Annotated in this window: 21 protein-coding genes; 9 read left to right on the top strand and 12 right to left on the bottom strand. The window is 74.2% G+C overall.

Annotated elements, in window-relative coordinates; genetic code table 11:
* Positions 1-10 precede the first annotated feature (10 nt).
* Positions 11-451: a hypothetical protein gene (locus EV372_RS26315; RefSeq protein ID WP_130398252.1), complete on the bottom strand. Its 441-nt coding sequence runs from the start codon at positions 449-451 to the stop codon at positions 11-13.
* 78 nt (positions 452-529) lie between these two features.
* Complete coding sequence (gene erm, locus EV372_RS26310; RefSeq protein WP_130398251.1) at positions 530-1,330, bottom strand: ErmE/ErmH/ErmO/ErmR family 23S rRNA (adenine(2058)-N(6))-methyltransferase; 801 nt, start codon at positions 1,328-1,330, stop codon at positions 530-532.
* A 575-nt stretch (positions 1,331-1,905) separates the two neighbouring features.
* Between erm and EV372_RS26305 the strand changes: the two genes are divergently transcribed.
* Positions 1,906-2,604, top strand: coding sequence for a class I SAM-dependent DNA methyltransferase (locus EV372_RS26305; protein WP_130398250.1), 699 nt, complete (start codon positions 1,906-1,908; stop codon positions 2,602-2,604).
* A 215-nt stretch (positions 2,605-2,819) separates the two neighbouring features.
* On the opposite strand, the gene EV372_RS26300 is transcribed toward EV372_RS26305, so the two are convergent.
* A complete protein-coding gene (locus EV372_RS26300; protein ID WP_130398249.1) occupies positions 2,820-3,581 on the bottom strand; it encodes a phosphotransferase in 762 nt (253 codons plus the stop codon).
* Positions 3,582-3,700: 119 nt separating this feature from the next.
* On the opposite strand from EV372_RS26300, the gene EV372_RS26295 reads away from it, so the two are divergent.
* Complete coding sequence (locus EV372_RS26295) at positions 3,701-4,933, top strand: RNA-guided endonuclease InsQ/TnpB family protein (protein WP_197044325.1); 1,233 nt, start codon at positions 3,701-3,703, stop codon at positions 4,931-4,933.
* Between the two features lie 87 nt (positions 4,934-5,020).
* Here EV372_RS26295 and EV372_RS26290 read toward each other — a convergent pair whose 3' ends face one another.
* Entirely contained in the window at positions 5,021-6,256 is a 1,236-nt protein-coding gene (locus EV372_RS26290; protein ID WP_130399129.1) for an MFS transporter, read from the bottom strand.
* A gap of 142 nt (positions 6,257-6,398) precedes the next feature.
* Here EV372_RS26290 and EV372_RS26285 point away from each other — a divergent pair, with 142 nt between their 5' ends.
* Entirely contained in the window at positions 6,399-6,950 is a 552-nt protein-coding gene (locus tag EV372_RS26285) for a winged helix-turn-helix domain-containing protein (protein WP_130398248.1), read from the top strand.
* Positions 6,951-7,048: 98 nt separating this feature from the next.
* Here the strand turns inward: EV372_RS26285 and EV372_RS26280 are convergent, their stop codons facing one another.
* Positions 7,049-7,621, bottom strand: a complete 573-nt coding sequence (locus EV372_RS26280) for a pyridoxamine 5'-phosphate oxidase family protein (protein ID WP_486484063.1) — start codon at positions 7,619-7,621, stop codon at positions 7,049-7,051.
* Between the two features lie 267 nt (positions 7,622-7,888).
* On the opposite strand from EV372_RS26280, the gene EV372_RS26275 reads away from it, so the two are divergent.
* Both EV372_RS26275 and EV372_RS26270 read left to right on the top strand, forming a co-directional pair.
* Positions 7,889-8,875, top strand: coding sequence for a beta/alpha barrel domain-containing protein (locus EV372_RS26275; RefSeq protein ID WP_130398247.1), 987 nt, complete (start codon positions 7,889-7,891; stop codon positions 8,873-8,875).
* A gap of 69 nt (positions 8,876-8,944) precedes the next feature.
* A complete protein-coding gene (locus tag EV372_RS26270) occupies positions 8,945-9,883 on the top strand; it encodes a 2-hydroxyacid dehydrogenase (protein WP_486484062.1) in 939 nt (312 codons plus the stop codon).
* 60 nt (positions 9,884-9,943) lie between these two features.
* On the opposite strand, the gene EV372_RS26265 is transcribed toward EV372_RS26270, so the two are convergent.
* The 3 genes from EV372_RS26265 to EV372_RS26255 form a co-directional block, all read right to left on the bottom strand.
* Positions 9,944-11,287 carry an MFS transporter gene (locus EV372_RS26265; protein ID WP_197044324.1) on the bottom strand — a complete coding sequence of 448 codons (1,344 nt, stop codon included), beginning with the start codon at positions 11,285-11,287 and terminating at the stop codon, positions 9,944-9,946.
* Between the two features lie 273 nt (positions 11,288-11,560).
* Complete coding sequence (locus EV372_RS26260) at positions 11,561-12,211, bottom strand: nucleoside/nucleotide kinase family protein (RefSeq protein WP_130398246.1); 651 nt, start codon at positions 12,209-12,211, stop codon at positions 11,561-11,563.
* Between the two features lie 186 nt (positions 12,212-12,397).
* Positions 12,398-12,934, bottom strand: coding sequence for an NUDIX hydrolase family protein (locus tag EV372_RS26255; protein WP_013153283.1), 537 nt, complete (start codon positions 12,932-12,934; stop codon positions 12,398-12,400).
* A gap of 444 nt (positions 12,935-13,378) precedes the next feature.
* On the opposite strand from EV372_RS26255, the gene EV372_RS26250 reads away from it, so the two are divergent.
* Positions 13,379-13,738: an STAS domain-containing protein gene (locus tag EV372_RS26250; RefSeq protein WP_019607103.1), complete on the top strand. Its 360-nt coding sequence runs from the start codon at positions 13,379-13,381 to the stop codon at positions 13,736-13,738.
* Positions 13,739-13,807: 69 nt separating this feature from the next.
* Here the strand turns inward: EV372_RS26250 and EV372_RS26245 are convergent, their stop codons facing one another.
* Together EV372_RS26245 and EV372_RS26240 are read right to left on the bottom strand one after the other, a co-directional pair.
* Entirely contained in the window at positions 13,808-15,712 is a 1,905-nt protein-coding gene (locus EV372_RS26245; RefSeq protein ID WP_130398245.1) for a PH domain-containing protein, read from the bottom strand.
* Positions 15,709-16,206 (bottom strand): PH domain-containing protein, encoded by a 498-nt coding sequence (locus EV372_RS26240; RefSeq protein ID WP_130398244.1) that lies wholly within the window; start codon positions 16,204-16,206, stop codon positions 15,709-15,711. Before EV372_RS26240 ends, EV372_RS26245 begins: the two co-directional genes overlap by 4 nt.
* Before the next feature lie 109 nt (positions 16,207-16,315).
* On the opposite strand from EV372_RS26240, the gene EV372_RS26235 reads away from it, so the two are divergent.
* On the top strand, positions 16,316-17,224 hold the full coding sequence (locus tag EV372_RS26235; RefSeq protein ID WP_130398243.1) for an SPFH domain-containing protein: 909 nt from the start codon (positions 16,316-16,318) through the stop codon (positions 17,222-17,224).
* A 15-nt stretch (positions 17,225-17,239) separates the two neighbouring features.
* Positions 17,240-17,479 carry a type II toxin-antitoxin system antitoxin gene (locus EV372_RS26230; RefSeq protein ID WP_013153278.1) on the top strand — a complete coding sequence of 80 codons (240 nt, stop codon included), beginning with the start codon at positions 17,240-17,242 and terminating at the stop codon, positions 17,477-17,479.
* 151 nt (positions 17,480-17,630) lie between these two features.
* On the opposite strand, the gene EV372_RS26225 is transcribed toward EV372_RS26230, so the two are convergent.
* Positions 17,631-19,298, bottom strand: a complete 1,668-nt coding sequence (locus EV372_RS26225) for an FAD-binding dehydrogenase (RefSeq protein ID WP_130398242.1) — start codon at positions 19,296-19,298, stop codon at positions 17,631-17,633.
* Positions 19,299-19,517: 219 nt separating this feature from the next.
* Positions 19,518-20,612: an alcohol dehydrogenase catalytic domain-containing protein gene (locus tag EV372_RS26220; protein WP_130398241.1), complete on the bottom strand. Its 1,095-nt coding sequence runs from the start codon at positions 20,610-20,612 to the stop codon at positions 19,518-19,520.
* A 181-nt stretch (positions 20,613-20,793) separates the two neighbouring features.
* On the opposite strand from EV372_RS26220, the gene ku reads away from it, so the two are divergent.
* Positions 20,794-21,816 carry a non-homologous end joining protein Ku gene (gene ku / locus EV372_RS26215; RefSeq protein ID WP_130398240.1) on the top strand — a complete coding sequence of 341 codons (1,023 nt, stop codon included), beginning with the start codon at positions 20,794-20,796 and terminating at the stop codon, positions 21,814-21,816.
* Positions 21,817-21,858 lie beyond the last annotated feature (42 nt).

Raw genomic sequence — 21,858 nt, 5'->3', positions numbered from 1 at the left:
CCCGGGCCGGTCAGCCGACCGGCCCGGTGAACACCATCTCCTCGCCGTCGTGGCGGACGACGATCCTCAGCTCTTCGCTCCCGGGCGCGACGTCGCACGCCATCGGGAACGCGTAGGAGCCCGCCTCGGTCTCGCCGAGGGTGATCTCGCCCTCGGCGGCCGTCTCGGCTCCGCCCGCCTCGCACATGGTCTCGAACTCGCCGAAACCGAGCACCCGACCCAGGTCCGGCACCTCCACCTCCAGGGTGAAGTCCGCGCGCCCGTCCCCGGGGAAGGAGACGTCGTCCACGGTGTAGACGACGTCGGCCTCCCCGCGGAACTCGTGCTCGTAGGCGCCGACGGGGTGGGCGACGCGGTACGACTCGTCGAAGGCCCCCGACGACTCCTGCGCCGCGCAGCCGAGCGCGGACAGGACGAGGGCGAGGGACAGGGGGAGAAGAGGAGCGCGCATGCGCCCAGAATAGGGCGAAACGCGCCCGTCCTCCCGACGAGGACGGGCGTGCGTGCGGCGGTCGCGCGACGCGCGGGCTCAGTCCTCCAGAGCCCGGAAGACCTCCAGCCACTGCCCCGGGTCCACGTGCCCGACGGGGACATTCGGCGCGACCCCGGCCCGGGCCAGCGCCCGGTCCACCCGCCGGGCGGGGCGGGCGCGGCGCAGCGACGCGCCCAGCGATCCGCCCGCGCCCCCGAACCCCAGCTCGACCAGGCGCCGGTAGCCGTTCATCCGCCCCGGTTCCACCAGGGGCGTCCGGCGCCTGCGCAGCACCAGGATGCCCGAATCCACCCGGGGCACCGGCCGGAACCGCTGCCGGTCGATCCGCCCGGCCAGCGACCACGACCACTCCGGCCAGGTCAGCACCGTCAACCGGCTCCACCGCCCGAACCCGCCGGTGCGCTTGCGCGCGTACTCCAGCTGGGTGACGAGGGTGGCGGAGGCCAGGCCCCGCGCGTCCAGGCACCAGCGCACGATGTCCGCGGTGCGCGCGTAGGGGATGTTGCCCACCAGGTGGAACTCGCCCCGAGGCGGGCGCACCCGCGTGAAGTCGGCCCGCACCACCCGCACCCCGCTCGCGGGGTCGCGGTAGCGCGCGGAGAGCCGTTCGGCCAGGCGCGGGTCGATCTCGTAGGCCAGGACGCGGCGGGCGGCCGGGGCCAGGAAGCGGGTGAGGGCGCCCTCACCCGGCCCCACCTCCACCACCAGGTCGGCCGGGCCGATCCCGGACACCGCCACCACGCGGCGGGCCGCGCCCGGATCGGCGAGGAAGTTCTGGGAGAAGCGGCGCCGGTTGCCACCGGCACCCGTGCGACGTGAGCGTTCGGTACGTGCCACGGAAGGTCCGTTCCAGCCACCCTGCGGCGGCCGACGAGGACGGGCGGCACGGACGGGCGCGCCACACGGCGGGCGACAACGCGAAAGGAGGTCCGGGCAGCCCGTCCGAGGGAAGAAGGGACGCGACTGTGCCTGGACCGGAGGGTCACACGGGAAGGAGGAGGTGCCGTCCGTGGTCGTCGCCGGGCCGACCGCCGTGCGGGCGCGCGTGGGCGCGCCCGCGCCAACGGCGGCGGACGGCGCACCCCTCCCCGCGCCGCCCGGACACGCGGTGGGGGACGCGTGCGCGAGGCGGAGGGAGGGGCGGGGCTCCCGGCGGGCCGGACGGACCCCGCGGGCGGGGTTCTCGGCGGCCGGGGCGGCGGACTACCGGCCCAGGTGCGGGGACCGGGGCCGGACGACGTGGGTGTGGCAGCTCACCGGCCAGGCGTGGGCCCGGCTGATGATCGCCTGGAAGCAGCACATGGCGACCAACCTAGGAGCACTCCCGCGGCGGCGGCAACCGGTTTTCCCGGCGGCGGGCCCGCCCGAAAAGGGTTCGCCCCGACCGGGCCGACCACGCCATACTCGCCCCCATGCCCGACTTCGCGGACTTCGACACCCGCCACTACCGCACCGTTGACGTGACCACCGGCTACGACGGCTGGTCCGGCACCTACGAGGACTCCGTCCTGGACGCCATGGACCTGGCCCTCCTGGACGGCCTCACCGTCCCCGACTGGTCGGCGGTCGCCCGCGCCGCCGACCTGGGCTGCGGTACCGGCCGCACCGGTTCGTGGCTGCGCGGCCGCGGGGCCGGGCGCGTGGACGGCGTCGACCTCAGCTCCGGCATGCTGGCGCTGGCCGAGAGGCGCGGCGCCCACGACAGCCTCACCCGGGGCGACGTGCGCGACACGGGTCTGCCCGGCGCCGCCTACGACCTGGTCATCGCCTCCCTGATCGACGAGCACCTGCCGGACCTGGCGCCCTTCTACGCCGAGGCCCGGCGGCTCGTCCGGCCCGGGGGGACGTGCGTGCTGGTCGCCTACCACCCGCAGTTCTCGATGGTCTCGGGGATGCCGACCCACTACACCGACGCCTCCGGCGAGGACATCGCCATCGCCACCCACGTCCACCTCATCAGCGACCACGTCCGCGCCGCCTCGGCCGCGGGGTGGCGGCTGGCCGAGATGGCGGAGGGCACCGTGGACGACACCTGGGTGGCGGCCAAGCCCAGGTGGGAGAGGTTCCGGGGCCACCCGATCTCGGCGGCCTTCGTGTGGAGCGCGTCCTAGCCCCGACGTCCCGGTCCCGACTCCGGCGGGCCCGGTGCACCCGTGCGCCCGCCGCGTCCCGGAGGGCGCCGGGGTGCGCTCGCGTCCACGGGGCGGGGCGGAGGGCGGGATAGGGCCCGTACACCACGTCCGCTGAGGGTGGTGCCCGGGCGGAAGGCATGGGCAGGTCCGCGGGCGTCGCGTCCGCGGGGGCGGCTGGTGGTGCGAGGCCTCCGTCAGCGCAGCAGCGCCTCCCGCCACATCCGGCGGTTGCGCTCGACGTACTCCGACGCCGGTCCCCAGTGGTCGGCGTGCCCCTCCGCGTGCAGGCGCGCCCACGGCTGCTCACCCGTCCGCGCGCCCTCCGTCAGCAGGTCGTACATGCCGCGCACGCGCCCCAGGGCCGCGTCGGGCAGCTCACGGCGCTGGACCCCGTCGCACCCGTACCCGTCGGCCAGGGCGCGCAGCCGCCGCGCGTCGCGCCGGGGGTCCCCGCCCCCGTGCAGCGGCACGAACCCGTGCGCGGCGTACCCGAGGTCGCCCATGCGCGTGCCCGGACCGGCGCAGTCCCAGTCGATGAAGGTCCAGTCGTCGCCGTCGCGCACCAGGTTCCACGGCGCCAGGTCGTTGTGGCAGACGAGCTCCTCGCGCTCGTGCGGGATGGGCACCTCCCACACCGGTTCCTCCCGGGGCCGGTACGCGGCGGTCAGGTCGTGGAGGCGGCGGATCGTCCCGCCCAGCCGACGCAGTTCCTCCTCCGTCATCGGCGCCATCCGGTCCGCCATCGTCCCCGGCACGTACCCGAGCACCTGGCGGCCCCGCTCGTCCCTGCCGACCGCGGGAGGGGACGCCTCGTAGCCGCACTCACGCAGGTACGTGAGCAGGAGCAGCACGGAAGGGGAGGAGCGCCGCCACGGTTTGCGCACGGTCCGTCCCACGCGCACCACCTGGCCGGCGACGTTGCCGCCCTCCAGCACCTCTTCCTCGGGTGGGGTCATCTGTTTGTTGGGCGTGGATACCCCGTCCTTCAGGACGCGGAGGAAACGCCCTCTCCTTCCTGTCACCTTCTGTTAGATTTCCCTCACCCGATCGCAGGGCGGTCGCTACGGTGTGTGCCATGACCAGCAAGAGCGTGAAGCGGGCGTTTCGGTACCGCTTCTACCCGACCGATGCGCAGGCGGCTGAGCTGTCGCGCACGTTCGGGTGCGTGCGCCTGGTCTACAACCGCGCCCTGGCCGAACACACCGCCGCCTGGAACACCCAACAGCGGGGGCTCTCCTACACCGACTCCTCCGCGGCGCTGACCGCGTGGAAGAGGACCGAGGAGCTGGCCTTCCTCACCGAGGTCTCCTGCGTCCCGCTCCAGCAGACGCTGCGCCACCTGCACACGGCCTTCCGTAACTTCTTCGACAAGCGTGCGCGGTATCCGCGGTTCAAGTCGAAGAAGACGTCGCGGGCCTCGGCGGAGTACACCCGGTCGGGGTTCCGCTACCGCGACGGGCAGTTGACCCTGGCCAAGATGGCCGAACCGCTGGACATCGTGTGGTCGCGGCCCCTGCCCGAAGGGGCACGGCCGTCCACGGTCACGGTGTCGCGGGACGCGGCCGGACGCTGGTTCGTGTCCCTGCTGTGCGAGGACACCATCACATCGGCCCCGGCTGTTAACAACGCGGTCGGCGTCGACGCCGGAATCACCTCCGTGGTGACCTTGTCGACCGGGGAGAAGGTAGCCAACCCCCGCCACGAGCGACGAGACCGAGCGAAGCTGACCCGGGCGCAGCGAGCGCTGGCCCGCAAACAGCCCGGTTCGGCCAACCGAGCCAAGGCGCGGCGCAAGGTGGCGCGGGTGCACGCCCGCATCACCGACCGGCGTCGGGATTTCCTGCACAAGCTCTCTACTCGACTGGTCCGCGAGAACCAAGCGGTCGTGATCGAGGACCTGGCCGTGCGCAACCTGGTCAAGAACAGGAGGCTGGCCGGGGCGATCTCGGACGCGTCCTGGCGTGAGCTGCGCAGCATGCTGGAGTACAAGTGCGCCTGGTACGGACGCGATCTGGTCGTGGTGGACCGGTTCTTCCCCTCTTCCAAGTTGTGCTCGACCCCCGGGTGCGGGTACGTGCACACGTCGTTGCCGCTGCGTGTACGGACGTGGACGTGCCCCGGTTGTGGGGTGGCCCATGACCGGGATGTGAACGCGGCGCTCAATCTCGAAGCCGCCGGGCTGGCGGTCGTTGCCTGTGGAGCTGGTGTGAGACCTCAACGGGAGTCCTCCCGGACGGGGCGACCGGCGACGAAGCAGGAAGGCCACGGGGCGACCCGTGACGAGGCCCCGGCCTCGAACCACCGGTAGGCGGTTCCGCAATCTCCAGCCTTCAGGCAGGAGAGGAAGTCAAGGTCCCCCATGCTCCACCGCGCGGGCGGGGGAGTCCACCGGTTTTCACCGGTCCCCGGGGGCTTGCCGGCCCTCGTCGGCCCGGTGCTCCGCTGCGGCCAGGGCCGCGTCGTCCAACCTGGCCAGCCCGGCGAGCAGTCCCAGACACAGCAGCCCCATGGAGGCGAAAACCCAGGTCAGGCCGAGGAACTCCGCGAGGAGGCCGCCCGTGGCGGCGCCCAGCGGCATGGTGCCCCAGGCCAGCAGCCGGTAGGCGCTGTTCACCCGGCCGAGCAGGGGGTCGGGGGTGATCCGCTGGCGCAGCGACACCGTGACCACGTTCCACACCGCGATCCCCAGCCCGCCCGTGAAGAAGCCCGCCGCCACCAGGGCGGGGTCGGCGGTCACCGCGGGCAGGCCCACGAGCACGGCGAAGGTCAGCACGCAGGCCCGCAGCGCCCGGGTGCGTCCCAGCAGCCGCTCGATCCGTCCGGCGCACAGGGCGCCCACCACGCTGCCCGCGGCGACGGCGGTCATGAGCAGGCCGTAGGCGGGCTCGGACAGGCCCATGGGCGAGTCCGGCCCCACCGCGAAGAGCACGAAGACGGTGAAGGCCGCGTTGCTGGCGAAGTTGCTGGCGCCCACCATCGCCGCGAACGAGCGCAGGATCCGGTCGCGCCACAGGAAGCGCAGCCCCTCGGCGATGTCGGCGCGCAGGGTGGCGGGCGCGGCCCGCGCGGTCCGGAACCGGCCGCGCACCAGCAGCAGCGCGCCCACCGCGACCAGCCACAGCGCCGCCGGAGCGGTGAAGGCCGCCGCCGTGCCCACCGCCACCAGCAGGCCGCCCAGGGGAGGCCCGAGGAACTGGTTCGCGGTCAGTTCGGCGGCGTGCAGCCGCCCGTTGGCCCGGGGGAGCCGGTCGCGGCCGACCACCTGCGGCAGGATCGACTGGGCCGAGGTGTCGTAGAGGGTCTCGGTGACCCCGACGCACAGCGCCACCGCGTACAGCAGCCAGACCGAGCCCAGGTCCAGGGCCAGGGACAGCGCCAGGACGCCGAGCAGCAGCGCCCGGGCGAGGTTGGCGCCGAGCATCGTCCGGCGCCGGTCGAGCCGGTCGGCCAGGGCGCCCGCCGGGAGCGCGAAGAAGAGCCACGGGAGGGTCAGCGCGAACGTCACCCCGGCGATGAGGGTGGGGGAGTCGGTGAAGCGCAGCGCCACCAGCGGCAGCGCCGTCTTCAGGACGCCGTCGGCGAGGTTGGACAGGGCGGAGGAGGTCCACAGGTTCCAGAAGGCGGTGCCCATCGGCGCGGGGCGCGGCGTCGGCGGGGGAGCGGCGTGCAGGGGGGTGTCGTCCGTCATGCGATCGAGAATGGCAGATCGATTGAGAAAGCTCAATCGATTTCGCGGAGCTCGACCGCGGTCCGACCGTTGTTACCCTCGGGCCATGGCAGAACCGGAACAGAGCGGGGCCGCGCCCCGTCCGCGCACGCGACGACCGGCCACGGTCCAGGAGGCCAAGGCCCTGGCCCACCCGCTGCGGGTGCGCATCCTGCGGCTCTGCCTGACCCGGGAGCTCACCAACAAGGAGCTGGCCGACCGTCTGGAGGTCACCCCGGGCACGGTCCTCTACCACGTCCGCCAGCTCGTGGACGCGGGCCTGCTGCTGCCCGGGTCCGTGCGCACCGGGGCCAGCGGCGCGCTGGAGAAGCCCTACCGGGCCACCGGGGAGACCTGGTGGCTGGACGGGCCCCTTCTGGACACCGACACCGGCTCGGCCGCCGCGCCGGTGGAGGCCTTCCAGCAGGAGCTGCGCGAGGCCGGACCGGAGTCGGTGCGCGTCTACGCGCGCTTCGTGCTGCACCTGTCCGACGAGGAGGTGGCGGAACTGGACCGCCGCATCGTCGCCGTCCTGGACGAGTACGTGGCCACCGACGCCCAGCGCGCGGACCGGCCCGCCTACGCCGGGGCGTTCCTGCTGCACCGCCCCGCCGACTGACCGCCGCGCGGGGCCGCGCGGCGGCGGGTTCCGGGCCCGGCCCGGTGCCCGTCAGGTCCTGTGGCGGCCCCCGAACCCCTCGGGTCGGCTCGGCCGGGTCAGCGCCGGTGGATCCGCCGTCCGCTCAGCCTGCCGGGCGTGATCCTCAGGACCTGGTCGCGCTCCCCCTCGGCCCAGGGCCGGGGCAGGCCGCCCCGCGGCAGGCGCGCCAGCTCGGCGGCGTCGCGGATCCACGCGCACGGCCCGCTGGCCAGCACGCTCCACCCCTCGCGGCGCTCCTCGTCGAGGCTGTCCACCTGGAAGGCGGCGTACCCGCGCGCGTGGCGCATGATGGCCCCGGCCAGCGTGGAGCGGAACACGATGCCGCCGTCGACCATCGTGTAGTTCACCGGCAGGACCGTGGGCGCCGCGTCCCCCTCGATGGTGAAGGCCACACGCCCGATGCCGCGCGTGGCCAGCAGGTTGAAGCAGGTCTGGCGCTCCAGGACGGTGAAGCTGGCCCCGTCGTCGCCCTCGATGATGTCGGCGCCCTCCAACAGCTCCTGCTCGTCGGCGAGGCGGTCGGTCCCCGCGTACTCGTCGGACGGCCCCCGCTGCTCCGGCGGCGCGACCGGTCCCGTGACCGACACCGGCGGCGGTTTCATCCGGTCGGCGCCCTCTGATCCAGCCATCGCTAGCTCCCCCGAGAAGAGTGCCCCCGTGTCCTCCCTCCGCCGTCGGCGCGGTTCGCGGGCCCGGGGACGCGGCCCGCGCGTCGTCGGCGAAGGTCCCCGCTCCCCGACTACCCCCCGGGACGACCAGCGCAAACAGCCGAAAGGCCCCTCCCGGGCCGGAGGGGGCGGCCCGGGGCGTTCCCGGTCGGGACGGGATGTTTGATTCCCCTGGGTATCGGTCAACTTACTTAGGGTGAATGTCCGGCGCCTGTCAGGAGGCATGACGTGCCCGCTCGACACACCGACGCCGAACCCCGGCGACCCCGGATCCTGGACGTCACCCTGCGCGACGGCGGCTACCTCAACGACTGGCGCTTCACCGACGCCACCGTGCGCGAGCACACCAAGGTCCTGGGCGAGGTGGGCGTGCCCTACGTGGAGGTCGGCTACATCAGCGACGACCCCGGGCGCGCACCCACGCTCCGGTGCACGCCCGACCTGCTGCGCCAGGTCGGCGAGGACGCCGGACCGGCCCGCGTCGTCGCCATGCTCGGTGTGAACGGCAGGAGCCCGGACGAGGTCGCCGCCCTGCTGCGGCCCCGCGCCGAGGTGCTCGACGTGGTCCGCCTGACCTGCCTCGTGGAGAGGCTGGACCACGTGCTCGCCGCGGCCGAGGCCGTCCGCGCCACCGGCGTCACCTGCTCGCTCAACCTCATCAGCGTCACCGCCTACGAACCCGGGGAACTGGCCGAGGCGGCCGAGCGCGCCGCGCGGGCGGGCGTCGCCGACTGGCTCTACCTGGCCGACTCGCGCGGCGCGCTGCTGCCCGAGCACGCCGCCGAGCTCTTCGCCGGGGTGCGGGCCGCCTGGCCCGGCCTGGCGGGCTTCCACGGCCACGACAACCTCGGCCACGCCGTCGCCAACTCCCGGATCGCGTTGGAGGCGGGCTTCGACCTCGTGGACGGCTCCCTCCGCGGGTACGGCCTGGGCGGCGGCAACACCGACCTGGCCGAGGCCCTGGCCCTGGTCGGGGAGGTGGACCGCCCGCGTCTGGCCTCCCTGGCCGAGCGCGTGGCGGCGGAGATGCCTCCGCCGCCGCCCTTCCAGCACCTGTATCCCCTCACCGGCCGGCGCAACCTGGAACAGGAGTGGGCCCCCGACGTCTGGGAGGCCCACGGCGAGGGGGCCGAGGAGTTCCTGCGCGGCCTGGCCTGGAAGCGCTACAAGGAGGTCGGGGAGGTCCTGGACGATGCGTCGGCTCCCCGGCCCTGAACACCCGGTCGGCGGCGGCGCCCAGGCCCGAGCCGCGGCCGCGCACCCCACCACCCCTGGAGGAACGGTTTGACCCGGCCCGTCCGCTGTCTCGTGCTCAACGACCGGCACCCCCTTCCCACCGACACCCTGGACCACCTGTCCGACGCGCTGGAGGCGCACTGGGTCCAGACCGCCGACGGCGGCCTGGACCCGGCCGAGGAGTTCCGGCACCGCCCGGACACGCGGGTCCTGGTCACCACCTACGCGGACCTGGGCGCGGAGAGCCTGCGCCTGCTGCCCGAGCTGGAGCTGGTCGTGGCCACCACCACGGCCGTGGAGTACGTGGACCTGGAGTACTGCCGCGAGCGCGGCGTGGCCGTGTGCAACACCGCCGGGTACACCGGCGCGGCGGTGGCCGAGCACGCCGTCGCGCTGATGATGGCCGTGGCCAAGAGGATCGTGCCCGTCCACGCCCGCGTCCGGTCGGGCGACCTGCTGTGCGCGGGGGAGCAGGGGATGGAGCTCGCGGGCGGCACCGCGGGGATCGTCGGCATGGGCGGCATCGGCGCACGGGTGGCGCGCATGGTGCGCGGCCTGGGCATGGCGGCCGTCCACGCCAACCGCAGTCCGCGCCGGGCCGAGGGCTCGGTCCAGGTGGAGCTGGACGAGCTCCTGGCGGTGTCCGACGTGGTCTTCCTCACCCTGCCGCTGGACGCCGCCACCCACGGCCTGCTGGGCGCGGCCGAACTCGCACTGATGAAGCCCTCGGCGGTCCTGGTGAGCATTTCGCCCAACGAGGTCATCGACTCCGGGGCGCTGACGGAGGCGCTGCGCGCGGGGCGCCTGCGGGGCGCGGGGCTGGACCTGGTCGGCGAGCGCAACCCCTACCCGCCGCTGGACAGCCTGGTGCTCAGCTCCCGGTTCGCCGCCAACACCCGCGAGTGCCAGGAACGGCGCCGACGGGTGTGGGCGGCCGCGGTGGAGGCCTTCGTCCGGGGCCGGGAGCTGCCGCACCGGATCGTGTGAGGACGGGAACGGGCCGGGCGGCATGTGCTCGCCCGGCCCGTATCCCGGGGGTGGTGCGCCCTAGCGGCCGGTCACCCGCACCGGGGTGTCGTCCAGGGAGTCGTCGCGCGTCTCACGGCTGACCAGCAGAGCCACCAGGGTGATCGCGCCGACCAGGACCAGGTAGCCGCCGACCCAGTTCAGTCCCAGGGTGCCCGCCAGCCACGTCGCGATGTAGGGGGCGAACGAGGCGCCCAGCAGACCCGCCAGGTTGTAGGCCACCGAGGCGCCGGTGTAGCGCACCTTGGTCGGGAACAGCTCCGGCAGCACGGAGGCCATCGGGCCGAAGGTCAGGCCCATCAGGCTCAGCCCCACGATGAGGAAGGCCAGCACGCCGACCGTGCCGCCGCCGCCCATCAGCGGGCCCATGGCGAAGCCGAAGACGATGATCGCGACGGTGACCCAGACCAGGACCGGCTTGCGGCCGAACCGGTCGGCGAGCAGGCCCGCGACGGGGGTGAACACCCCGAAGAACACCACGCCCACCAGCAGGAACACCAGGAACTGCGACCGGTCGTAGCCCAGGCCCGCCACCGGGTCGGTGCCAAAGCCCAGGGAGAACACGGTCATCAGGTAGAACAGCACGTAGGTGGCGAGCATGATCAGCGTGCCCAGCACCACGGCGGGCCAGTTGGTGCGGAACACCTCGACCATCGGCGACTTGACCCGCTCGCCCGAGGCGAGGATCTTGGCGAAGGCCGGGGTCTCGTGCAGGGTCAGGCGGACCCACAGGCCGATCACGATCAGCAGGGTCGAGAGCAGGAACGGCACGCGCCAGCCCCAGGCCAGGAAGGTCGCGTCGCTCATGAACTGGCTCAGGAGCAGGAACACGCCGTTGGCGAGGAAGAACCCGATCGGCGCGCCCAGCTGCGGGAACGAGCCGTAGAAGCCGCGCCTTCCGGGAGGGGCGTTCTCGGTGGCCAGCAGGGCCGCGCCGCCCCACTCCCCGCCCAGTCCCAGGCCCTGGCCGAAGCGGCACACCGCCAGCAGCAGCGGGGCCAGGACGCCCACCTGGGCGTAGGTGGGCAGCAGGCCGATGCCGACGGTGGCGATGCCCATGGTCAGCAGCGACGCCACCAGGGTGGCCTTGCGCCCGACGCGGTCGCCGAAGTGGCCGAACACCCAGGAGCCGATGGGGCGGGCGACGAAGGCGATGGCGAAGGTGGCCAGCGACTGCAGCCGCGCCGCCAGCATGTCGCCCTCGGGGAAGAACAGCGCGGGGAAGACCAGGACCGCGGCCGTCGCGTAGATGTAGAAGTCGTAGAACTCGATGGACGTCCCCACGAGGCTGGCCGTGAGGACCTTCCTCTTGGGATTGGCCGGTGGCTCGGCCTCTTCTGGTGCACGTGGGGCGACGTCCGTCATGGGACTTCTTTCCAGGTCAGTGGGTGCGGATGGCTGGATGCTAGCCCCGCCCGCCACTGTATGAAACATTTGTCTCACCATGTGGACATATGCGTTCTCTGTGTCCGTCTGGGGGTTTCCGCGGGTCCGGAAGCGTGGAACCCGCGCGCACACGGGCCTTCGCCTCCCCTGACTCCGCGCCCCCCGGGCCCGGTCGCGGGCGGCGGCGGTGGTGATCCGCACACCGCGACCGGTGGGCCGGGCCGGGCTCCCGGGACGGCGCGCGGGCGGGTCTCAGCCTTCGGGAAGAGGACCCGGGCGCACCACCCGCGTGCAGTTGCCCCGGAAGCGCTTGACCAGCTCCCCGTTGGGGCGGTCGCTGCGCTCCACCCACTCCCGGGCGGCCTCCTCGGTCGCCCCGCCCGCGAGCTGGCGCCGGTGCAGCCTGCGCTCGCGCAGGTCGTCCTCGGCCTCCACGTACCACAGCTGGGCGAACAGCCCGCGCAGCCCGGCCCAGGGCTCCTCGTCGCCCGCCAGGTAGTTGCCCTCGGTCACGACCAGCCGTGTGTGCGGCTCGATCACGTGCCGCGCGGCGACGGGTTCGTGCAGCACGCGGTCGTAGTCGGGCACGTAGACGGGGTGGTCGGTCTCGGCGAGCAGGCGGCGCACCAGGGCCGCGTACCCGTGCGCGTCGAAGGTGTCCGGCGCGCCCTTGCGGTCGCGCCGACCCAGCCGGTCGAGCTGGGCGTTGGACAGGTGGAAGCCGTCCATGGGCAGGTACCCGGCCGTGCCCGGGCCCAGCGCGCCGTTGACCCCGGCCACCAGGTGGCGGGCGAGCGTGGACTTCCCGGCGGCGGGGGCGCCGACCAGGCCGAGTACGCGGCGGCGGGGGCCGTCGGTGGCGGCGGCCAGGGCGAGGGCGTCGGCGACGAGCGGTTCGGACATGGAACGAGCCTACGCACCCCGGGGCGCCCCGCGCCGGGGCGGTGTCCGGGTCCGTCCCGTCGGCCGTGTCGGGCCCGGGACCCCGCCGGGACGGCGGCCGTCCCGGCGGTCGGGCCCTGGACCGTGCGGGGCGGCCTCCGCCGGGCCCGCCGGGGCGGGCGGCCCCGGCGGGCCCGGAGGTCCCGGTCAGGGGACGTGGCCCACGTGGGCCAGCGCCTGGCGCACCAGCACGTCCTGGCCGCCCGTCATCTCCTCGCGCAGGTGCGCGCCGACCGCCTCCTCCGGGGTGAACCACACCAGGTCCAGGGCGTCCTGGCGGGGCTGGCAGTCGCCCGAGACCGGGACGATGTAGGCCATCGCCACCGCGTGCTGGCGGGCGTCGTGGAACGGGGTGACCCCCGGCGTGGGGAAGTACTCGGCCACCGTGAACGGCTGCGGGGAGACGGGGACGCGCGGCAGGGCCACCGGGCCCAGGTCCTTCTCCAGGTGGCGCAGGAGGGCGTCGCGGATCCGCTCGTGGTAGAGCACGCGGCCCGAGACCACCGAGCGGTGGAAGCTGCCGTCGGGCGCGGCCCGCATGAGCAGGCCGACATGGGTCACCTGGCCCACCTCGTCCACCCGTACGGGAACCGCCTGGACGTAGAGGACGGGCATGCGGCCGCGGATGCTCTCCAGCTCCTCGGGGGAGAACCAGCCGGGCTGGGTGTCGGCGGTTTCGGTCATCGGGTGCGCGGCGGAACGCTGCGGCCGTCGGCCGGGGCCCGCCGCTCCCTCCCTTCTCGTGGGCTGTCCCTGGGGTCGGCCCCGGGCCCGGCCCGTGGGCGCGGGCACTCGGGGGTGCCACCTGTACCGCTTCTACCGCACTCGGGCCCGGAAGGCCACGCGCGGGGGCGTGCCCGGAGTGTCCGAGAGGAGAAGTGAGGGGTCGGAGCCGCGGTCGCGCGCGGTGCGTCCCGCCGCCCGCCGGACGGGGTGACACGGGACTGTCCCTGCGGTCACATCAGCGAGTTTTCGCGGGTTTTTCTCACGAAAAGCTCCCACGGTCTCTCTGGAGAGGTTACGATCTCGTACGCGGTTGCGTAGTGGAAAGGTTACGTCCGGTGAGAGGTGGCCCGAGTGGCGAGGAATGCCCGGTTCTCTGCCCAGGAGCGTTTCCCCTGTACGGGTGTGACGGTGGTGCCCGTCCACGGCGAGGTCGACCTCGCCACCGCCGACCGCGTGCGCGATCGGCTGCTCCAGGCCGCGCACGCCTCACGGTGCGACTGCCTGGTGGTGGACATGTCCGGGCTCGACTTCTTCGACGCGAGCGGCGTCAGCGCCCTGGTCGCGGTCTACAAGAGCCTCACCCGCGAGGGGCGGCACGTGGTCCTGGCCGAGCCCGCGCCCATCGCCGCGCGCGTGCTGGAGGCGCTGGGCATGGGGCGCGTGTTCGAGATCTACCCCCTCCTGGAGATGGCGCTCACGCACACCAGCGGTCTGCGGGTCGACGGCGACCCGATCCGCAACACGGTGCCCGAACTCCCGTGACCGGGTCCCGGTCCCCGCCCCGCACCGGGGGAGGGCGACCGGGACCGCGGCCCGCGCGAGACCTCCGCTTCAGGGGCGGGACCCACCGCCCTCGACGCCCCGTCCGCCCTCGTCCTGCTGCCCGTCGCGCACCAGGAAGGGCGCCAGCAGTTCGGGGACGGCCTCGTCCGCCCAGGCCAGGCCCTGGCCCAGCCCCACGTCCCTGGCCGCGTACATCCCCTGCCCCGCCGCCGTCGTGGCGGCCACGTCGGCCAGGCCCAGCCTGCGCTGGAACGGCGAGCGGTTGATCCGCCAGCCGATCACCGCCGACCGCTCCAGGGTCACCGTGTCGCGCACCGCCATCCCCTTGCGCACCACCAGGTAGCGCGGGTGCAGCCCGTGGCCCAGTCCCCGGTAGGAGCCCACGGCGTACCAGAACGCCGCCGCCGCGATCGCCGCCGCCGGCACCGCCCACGCCCAGCTCGGCGTGACCTCCACCGTGCTCGTGGCCAGCGGTACCGGGATGATCTCCCGCTCCACCTCGTGCACCACGTCCCACCAGGCCTCGGCGATCAGCGTGTGCAACCAGGCCAGGGCGCCGGAGAGCACCGCGCCCAGCACGGCGACCACGGCGGCCCGCGTGAAGCGGCGGCGCAGCGCGGCCCGGGGGTGCACGGCCAGCGCCACGTCCAGGGGCGAGTCCGGCGTGCCCATCAGGTCGGCGGCCAGCCTCCGGGCCCGCTCCCGCGGCATGGCCGGGGACAGGCGGCTCCTGGCACTGGTCTTCTGGTCGTCGGCCGCGGCCAGCCCGGTGGCCACCGCGCGCACGTCCGCCCCGCCCGACAGCCGCAGCACGTACGGCTCGTGCAGCGTCACCCCGTTGAGGCGGCGCCCCTCCACCGACAGCGACACGCTGGTCAGCAGGCCGCGGCGCAGCCGCACGGTCCCGTCGGCCTCCCGGGTGAGGCGGTAGTTCCACCAGGTCTCCACGGCCACGGCGGTCAGGACCACCACACCGGACACCAGCAGACCCAGCAGCGTCAGGGGCACCACGATCAGGATCTGCCCCATCACGAACGAGGACATCTCCTCCGCGCTGGGCAGGTCGGCCCGCTCGGAGAGCCAGTCCCACCCCACGCCGCCGGTCTGGGCGTTCAGGCCCAGCAGACCGGCGATGGCGCCCAGGCCCACGCCCAGGGTCGCGGTGGTCGCCGGGGCGTAGGCGAACCAGCGGCGGTCGAGGCGGGCCAGTTCGGTCTCGCCGTCCTCGCCCGCGCCGTCCTCGGCGGCCCCACTGGTACCGGACACGGCGCCGGCGGCGGGCGCGCCCCGGCGCAGCAGGTCGCGGCGCAGCCACTCGCCCTGCCCCGCGGTGACGTAGAGCAGCTGGAGCTGGTCGGACCCGGCCCCGACCTGCTCGCCGGTGCCGACCGTGACCGAGCACAGTCCGAAGATCCGCACGTAGATCGGCGCCGCCACGTCGACGCTGCGCACACGCTCGCGGGGGATGGACCGGTAGGACTTGGCGACGATGCCCGAGCGCACCTCCATGCGCTCGTCGGTGACCCGGTAACGGGTCGCGCGCAGGCGCAGCAGGTCGAGGTAGGTCATGAGCGCGGTGAACGCCAGGGCGGCGGGGACCGGGAGCAGGGCCCACAGGGGCTGTCCGACCACCACCAGCACGACGGTGACCACGATCGCGCTCGGGACGAGGAGCAGCCCGACGACGACGGCGCTCGCCCACACGCTGAGCGGGTGCAGCCGCTGCCAGTCGGTGGCGGGGGTCTCCTCGGCGGGAACGGGTTCCGCGAAGGCGGCGGGATCCCCGGCGGGAGAGGAGAAGGGCTGCCCGGCGGGAGCCGCGGCGCCCGCCGGGGCGGGGCCCGGCACCGCGCCGACCGGTCCGGCCGGGGCGCCTTCACGCGGGGCGGGTGGTTCGCTCTGCCCGGGCACCGGAGGGGACTCCTCGGGGCCGGGGCGGTGTCCGTCGCTCATGTCGCGTCCCCCGGGGTCGCCTGGGTGGTGTCGGTGAGCTGGTCGGCCACGCGCGTGGCCAGTTCGTGGTCCAGGCCGGTGATCTCGATCGGGCCCGCGGCGGAGGCGGTGGTCACGGTGACGCTGGAGAGCCCGAACGCCCGCTGGAGGGGGCCGCGGGCGGTGTCCACGGTCTGGATGCGCGACATCGGGGCCACGCGCCACTCCTGCCAGAGCCAGCCGCTGGAGGTGTAGACGGCCGTGTCGGTGACCTCCCAGCGGTGGACGCGGTAGCGCCACCGCGGCATGACCGCGGTGATCAGTAGTCCGATACCGCCGACCACCGCGGCGGCGGCCAGGAACCACGCGCGCGGCGGTTCCCAGATGATCGCGGGCACCACGGGGATCGCGGTGAGGACGACCGTCACGGCCAGGGACCGGGTGGTCCACCAGCGGACGGCGCGTCCGTCCACCCGGTGGCGGGGTGGGCGCAGGCGGGGGGTGTCGGCGCTCATCGCGTCCACGCCTCCTTCGGTTCGGGGCCCTGGCGGGCCGGATGTCTTTTAAAAGTGATATCACAATGCTATGCTCGCGTCATCACCCAGAAGAGAACGGAAACCTCAGATGACCGCTACCGGCCAGGTCCCCACCCCGGCGCCCCAGTACCGAGAACACCCCGCCGCCAGCGTCAACGGCATGGTGATGGCGGTGGTCAGCATCCTGCTCTTCCTCCTCGGCGTCGCCGTCGCGCTGTCGCCCATCGTCGGACTGCCCGTGCCCCTGGTGGCCGTCGGCGTCGTCCTCGCCGTGGTCGGCTTCCTGTTCTTCATCGGGCTGGAGATGGTCGCGCCCAACGAGGCCAAGGTCGTCCAGCTCTTCGGCCGCTACGTCGGCAGCGTCCGCACCGACGGCCTGCGCTGGGTCAACCCCTTCACCGTCCGCAAGGGCGTCTCCACCCGCATCCGCAACCACGAGACCTCGGTGATGAAGGTCAACGACGCCTCCGGCAGTCCCATCGAGATCGCCGCCGTCATCGTCTGGCAGGTGGAGGACACCGCCCGCGCCTCCTTCGAGGTGGACGACTTCGTGGAGTTCGTCTCCATCCAGACCGAGGCCGCCGTGCGCCACATCGCGGGCAACTACCCCTACGACTCCTACGACACCGACACCAGCCGCTCCCTGCGCGGCAGCGCCGACCTCATCACCGAGCAGCTGTCCCGGGAGGTCGGCGAGCGGGTCGAGGCGGCGGGGGTGCGGATCGTGGAGACGCGCTTCACCCACCTGGCCTACGCCTCCGAGGTCGCCCAGGCCATGCTCCAGCGCCAGCAGGCCAGCGCGCTGATCGCCGCCCGCCAGGAGATCGTGGAGGGGGCCGTGGGCATGGTCGACCGCGCACTCGTCCGCCTGTCGGAGGAGGGCGTGGTCGAACTGGACGAGGAGCGCAAGGCCGCCATGGTCAGCAACCTGCTCGTGGTGCTGTGCTCCGACCGCCCCGCCAGCCCCGTCGTCAACGCCGGAACCCTGTACCAGTGACCGCGTGAGGTGGCAGTGCCCGAGCGCAAGAAGGTGCTGCTGCGGCTCGACCCCGCCGTCCACGACGCGCTCGCGCGGTGGGCCGGGCAGGAGCTGCGCAGCACCAACGCCCAGATCGAGTTCCTGCTGCGCCGCGCGCTGGACGACGCGGGGCGGATGCCCAAGGAGGCGGGGGCCATCCCCCGCCGAGGCCGACCGCGCAGACCCGAGCCGGAGCAGCCGGAGCCCGAGCAGGAGGACGGTCCGGGGAAGTGACGGCGCCGCCGGAGCGGCCGGTCCGGGTCGCGGGGCGCCCGGACCGGCGTACGCCCGGCGTCCGGCGCGCTGACCCCCAGGACGTCTGCCCCGGGCCGCGCCGCCGCGCGCGGGCCCCTGGCGGGGACGACGGCCCGGGGAGGGGCGCGCGCTAGCCCAGCGCCGCCGCGGCGGCCCGACCGGCCGTGCGGCCCGAGAACAGGCAGCCGCCCAGGAAGGTGCCCTCCAGCGCCCGGTAGCCGTGCACCCCTCCGCCGCCGAACCCCGCGACCTCGCCCGCGGCGTACACCCCCGGCAGCGGCGTGCCGTCCGCGCGCAGCACGCGGGCGTCCAGGTCGGTGTGCAGGCCGCCCAGGGACTTGCGGGTGAGCACGTGCAGGCGCACCGCGATCAGCGGGCCCGCCTTGGGGTCCAGGATCTGGTGCGGGGACGCCACCCGGGCCAGGCGGTCGCCCCGGTAGTTGCGCGCCCCGTGGATCGCCGTCACCTGGAGGTCCTTGGTGAAGGTGTTGACCATCTCCCGGTCGCGGGCCACCACCTCGCGGGTGACGGTGTCGGCGTCGAGCACGTCGTCGCCCGCGATCTCCCTCATCCTCCGGATCAGCTCGGGCAGCCGGTCGGCGACGGCGAAGTCCGCGCCGTTGCGCTTGAAGGCCTCCACCGGCCCCGGCGCGCCCGGCAGCACCCGCTTGAGGACGAGCCCGAGGTCCTTGCCGGTCAGGTCGGGGTTCTGCTCCGACCCCGACAGGGCGAACTCCTTCTCGATGATCCTCTGCGAGAGCACGAACCACGTGTACTCGTGGCCGCTGCGCATGATGTGCTCCAGGGTGCCCAGGGTGTCGAACCCGGGGAAGTAGGGCGCGGGCAGCCGTTTGCCGGTCGCGTCCAGCCACAGCGAGGAGGGCCCCGGCAGGATGCGGATGCCGTGCCGGGCCCAGACGGGATCCCAGTTCTGGATGCCCTCGGTGTAGTGCCACATGCGGTCGGGGTTGACGATCCGCCCGCCCGCCCGTTCGGTGATGGCCAGCATGCGCCCGTCCACGTGCTCGGGCACCCCCGAGAGCATGTGCTCGGGAGGGGTGCCCAGGCGCTCGGGCCAGTTGCGGCGCACCAGGTCGTGGTTGGCGCCGATCCCGCCGGAGGTGACGATCACCGCCTGGGCGGAGAACTCGAAGTCGCCCACCGCCTCGCGGCCGCTGGCCTCGCCCCGCCTGGCGTCACTGGGGGCCAGGACCGCGCCGCGCACGCCGGTGACCGTCCCGCCCGTGACCACCAGTTCGTCCACCCGGTGGCGGAAGCGCAGCGAGACCAGGCCGCGCTCGGCCGCCGCGCGCACCCGCCGCTCGAACGGCGCGACCACGCCCGGGCCGGTGCCCCAGGTGATGTGGAACCGGGGCACGGAGTTGCCGTGGCCGTCGGCCAGGTAGCCGCCGCGCTCGGCCCAGCCCACGAGGGGGAAGAACCGTATCCCCTGCCGGTGCAGCCAGGAGCGCTTCTCCCCGGCGGCGAAGTCCACGTAGGCCTCGGCCCACCGGCGGGGCCAGGCGTCCTCGGGGCGGTCGAACCCCGCCGTGCCCGTCCAGTCCTGCATGGCCAGCGCGGCGGAGTCCCTGATGCCCATGCGCCGCTGCTCGGGGGAGTCCACGAGGAACAGCCCGCCGAAGGACCAGAACGCCTGGCCGCCCAGGGACTGCTCGGGCTCCTGGTCCAGCAGGAGCACGCTCCTGCCCGCGTCGGCCAGTTCGGCGGCCGCGGTCAGGCCCGCGAGCCCGGCGCCGACGACGATGACGTCGGCGCGGTCGTCTCCGCTACTCCCCATGCTGTTCCCTTCGGGTCGGCCGTGCCCGGGGCACGGTGTGCGCGATGGTGACGACTGTGCCGCCGCCGCGGCGGCGCGGCAAGGGCAAGGTGTGTCGTGCGCCACAGGATTTGTCAGAAGGTGACAAACCCTCCCGGTCCGGGCGCTGACCGGGACGGGCCGCGCACCCCGGGCTCCGGCGGCGACGCGCGCGGGCGGCGACGCCGGAGCCCGCCGTGTTCAGCCTCCGAAGCGCACCAGCGACCGGCCGCCCCGGCCCCGGGCCATGCGCTCGAAGGCCTCGGGCACGCCTTCGAGCGGGATCTCGTCGGTGACCATCGCCGCCAGCTTCAGCTCCCCCGACCGCACCCGCTCGGCGATGAGCGGGACGTCGCGCTCCGGGTCGCTGGAGCCGTACACGCACCCGCGCAGCGTGCGCGCCTGGTGGAACAGCTCCAGCGCGTTGAAGGACACCTCGTCGTCCGCCCTGCCCACGCCCACCACCGTGACCGTGCCGCCGCGCCGGGTCACGTCCCAGGCCGAGCGCACCGCCTTCGCCGACCCCACCACCTCGAAGGCGTGGTCGGCCCCGCGCCTGCCCGTCAGCGCGCGCACGGCCCTGACCAGGGTCTCGTCGGCGAGCAGGAACTCGGTGGCGCCCAGTGAACGGGCCAGCTCCTCCTTGGCGGGGGAGACGTCCACCGCGACCACCGGGTCGGCCCCGGCCAGACGCGCGGCCTGGAGCACCGACAGGCCCACCCCGCCCAGGCCCAGCACCACGGCGGACTGGCCCTCGCGCACGCCCGCGGAGTTGTTGACCGCGCCCCAGCCGGTGAGCACCGCGCAGCCCAGCACGGCGGCCACCGCCGGGTCGATCCCGTCGGGCAGCGGCACGACGGCGGAGGCGGGCACCACGGTGGCCTCGGCGAACGCGCCGCAGCCCAGGCCGGGGTAGACGGGCGTGCCGTCGGCGAGCTCGGCGTAGGGCAGCGCGGTGCGGTCCAGCGCGTGCTCGCACAGGTGCGGCTCGCCCTGGCGGCAGAACCAGCACTCGCGGCAGGAGGGGGCCCAGTTCAGGATCACCTGCTGGCCGGGGACCACCTCCGTGACGCCCCCGCCGACGGCGTCGACGGTTCCGGCGCCCTCGTGGCCCAGCACGGCGGGCCACTTCTGCGCCAGGGTGCCGTTGGACAGGGACAGGTCGGAGTGGCACACACCGGCCGCGGCCAGGCGCACCCGCACCTGGCCGGGGCCGGGGTCGGGCAGGACCAGGTCGCGGATCCGGGGAGGGGCGCCGCGCTCGGAGAAGACGGCGGCCCTGACGGTCGTACTCATGGGAGGCTCCAATCACGGACTGCGGCGACAGTAGCAATACCGACCGGTCGGTCAAGGATCCGGGGCGTGCGGACCCGTGTTCCCACCGATGGCCGCGGTCCTTCCCGCCTTGGGGGTCCTTTGCCGTTGTCGACCGACATTTTGCCTGGTAACGGTAATGATGGGGGCAGAGGAGGGGGTCATGGTCAATCCGGTCTGGGTGGGAACCCTCATGTTCGGCAGGGTGCCCGTCGGCGTGCGCCTCTACAGCGCGCGCGAGCGCAGGGGGCCCGTGCTGCACCAGTTCGAGCGGGGCACGGCCGACCGCATCCGCTACGTCCGCGTCAACGAGCGCACGGGTGAGGAGGTCGCCGGCGAGGACGTCGTGCGCGGGGCCCGCACGGGGGTCGAGGACGAGTACGTGGTCCTGGAACCGGAGGAGCTGGAGGAGATCCTCCCGCACGGCTCGCGCACCATGGAGCTGACCGGCTTCCTGTCCCAGGGAGCCGTCGACGCGCTGTGGTACGCCTCCACCTACTACGTCGCGCCCAGGGCAGCGGCCGACGCCAAGGCCTACCAGCTGCTGTACACGGCCCTGGAGCAGACCCGCCGCACGGGCGTGGCCACCATCGTCCTGCGCGACCGCGAGTACCCCGTCCTGATCGAACCGAACCGGGGCGTACTGTCGGCCTCCACCCTGTGGTGGCCCGACGAGGTCCGCGAACCCGACGACGTGATGCCGCCCGTGGCCCACGCCGCACTGGCCAAGAGCGAACTCGAACTGGCCCGCGAGCTGGTCAGGTCCCTGTCGATCGAGTGGGACCCCGAGGACTACTCCGACAGCTACGGCCAGCGCCTGACCGAACTGGTGCGCGCCAAGGCCCGGGGCAGGACGTTCACCCACCGGCCCGAGCAGGCCGTGCCCCCCGAGGACGCGGACGGCCTCGGCGAGGCCCTGCGCCAGAGCCTGCCCGCCCAGCGCACCCGGGGCGCGCGGTCGCGCGGCCCGCGCGCGTCCACCGGGGCGGAGGGGGCCGGGAGTGCGCGCGAGCCCCGGGGCGCCGGAGCGCGCGGTGCCCGGGCCGAGCGGCGCGGCGAGGGCAGGGCCACCAAGCGCGAACTGCTCCAGCGGGCCTCGGAGCTGGACGTGCCGGGCCGGTCGAAGATGAGCCGGGAGCAGCTGGAGGAGGCCGTGGGGCTGAACGGCGCCGAAGCCCGCCGCTGAGGACCGCGCCGAACCGGGCCCCTCGCCGCCGCGAGGGGCCCG

Source organism: Nocardiopsis sp. CNZ308 (assembly GCF_004217075.1).
The sequence above is the reverse complement of the archived record's forward strand: the minus strand, read 5'-3'. Positions and strand labels throughout refer to the sequence as shown.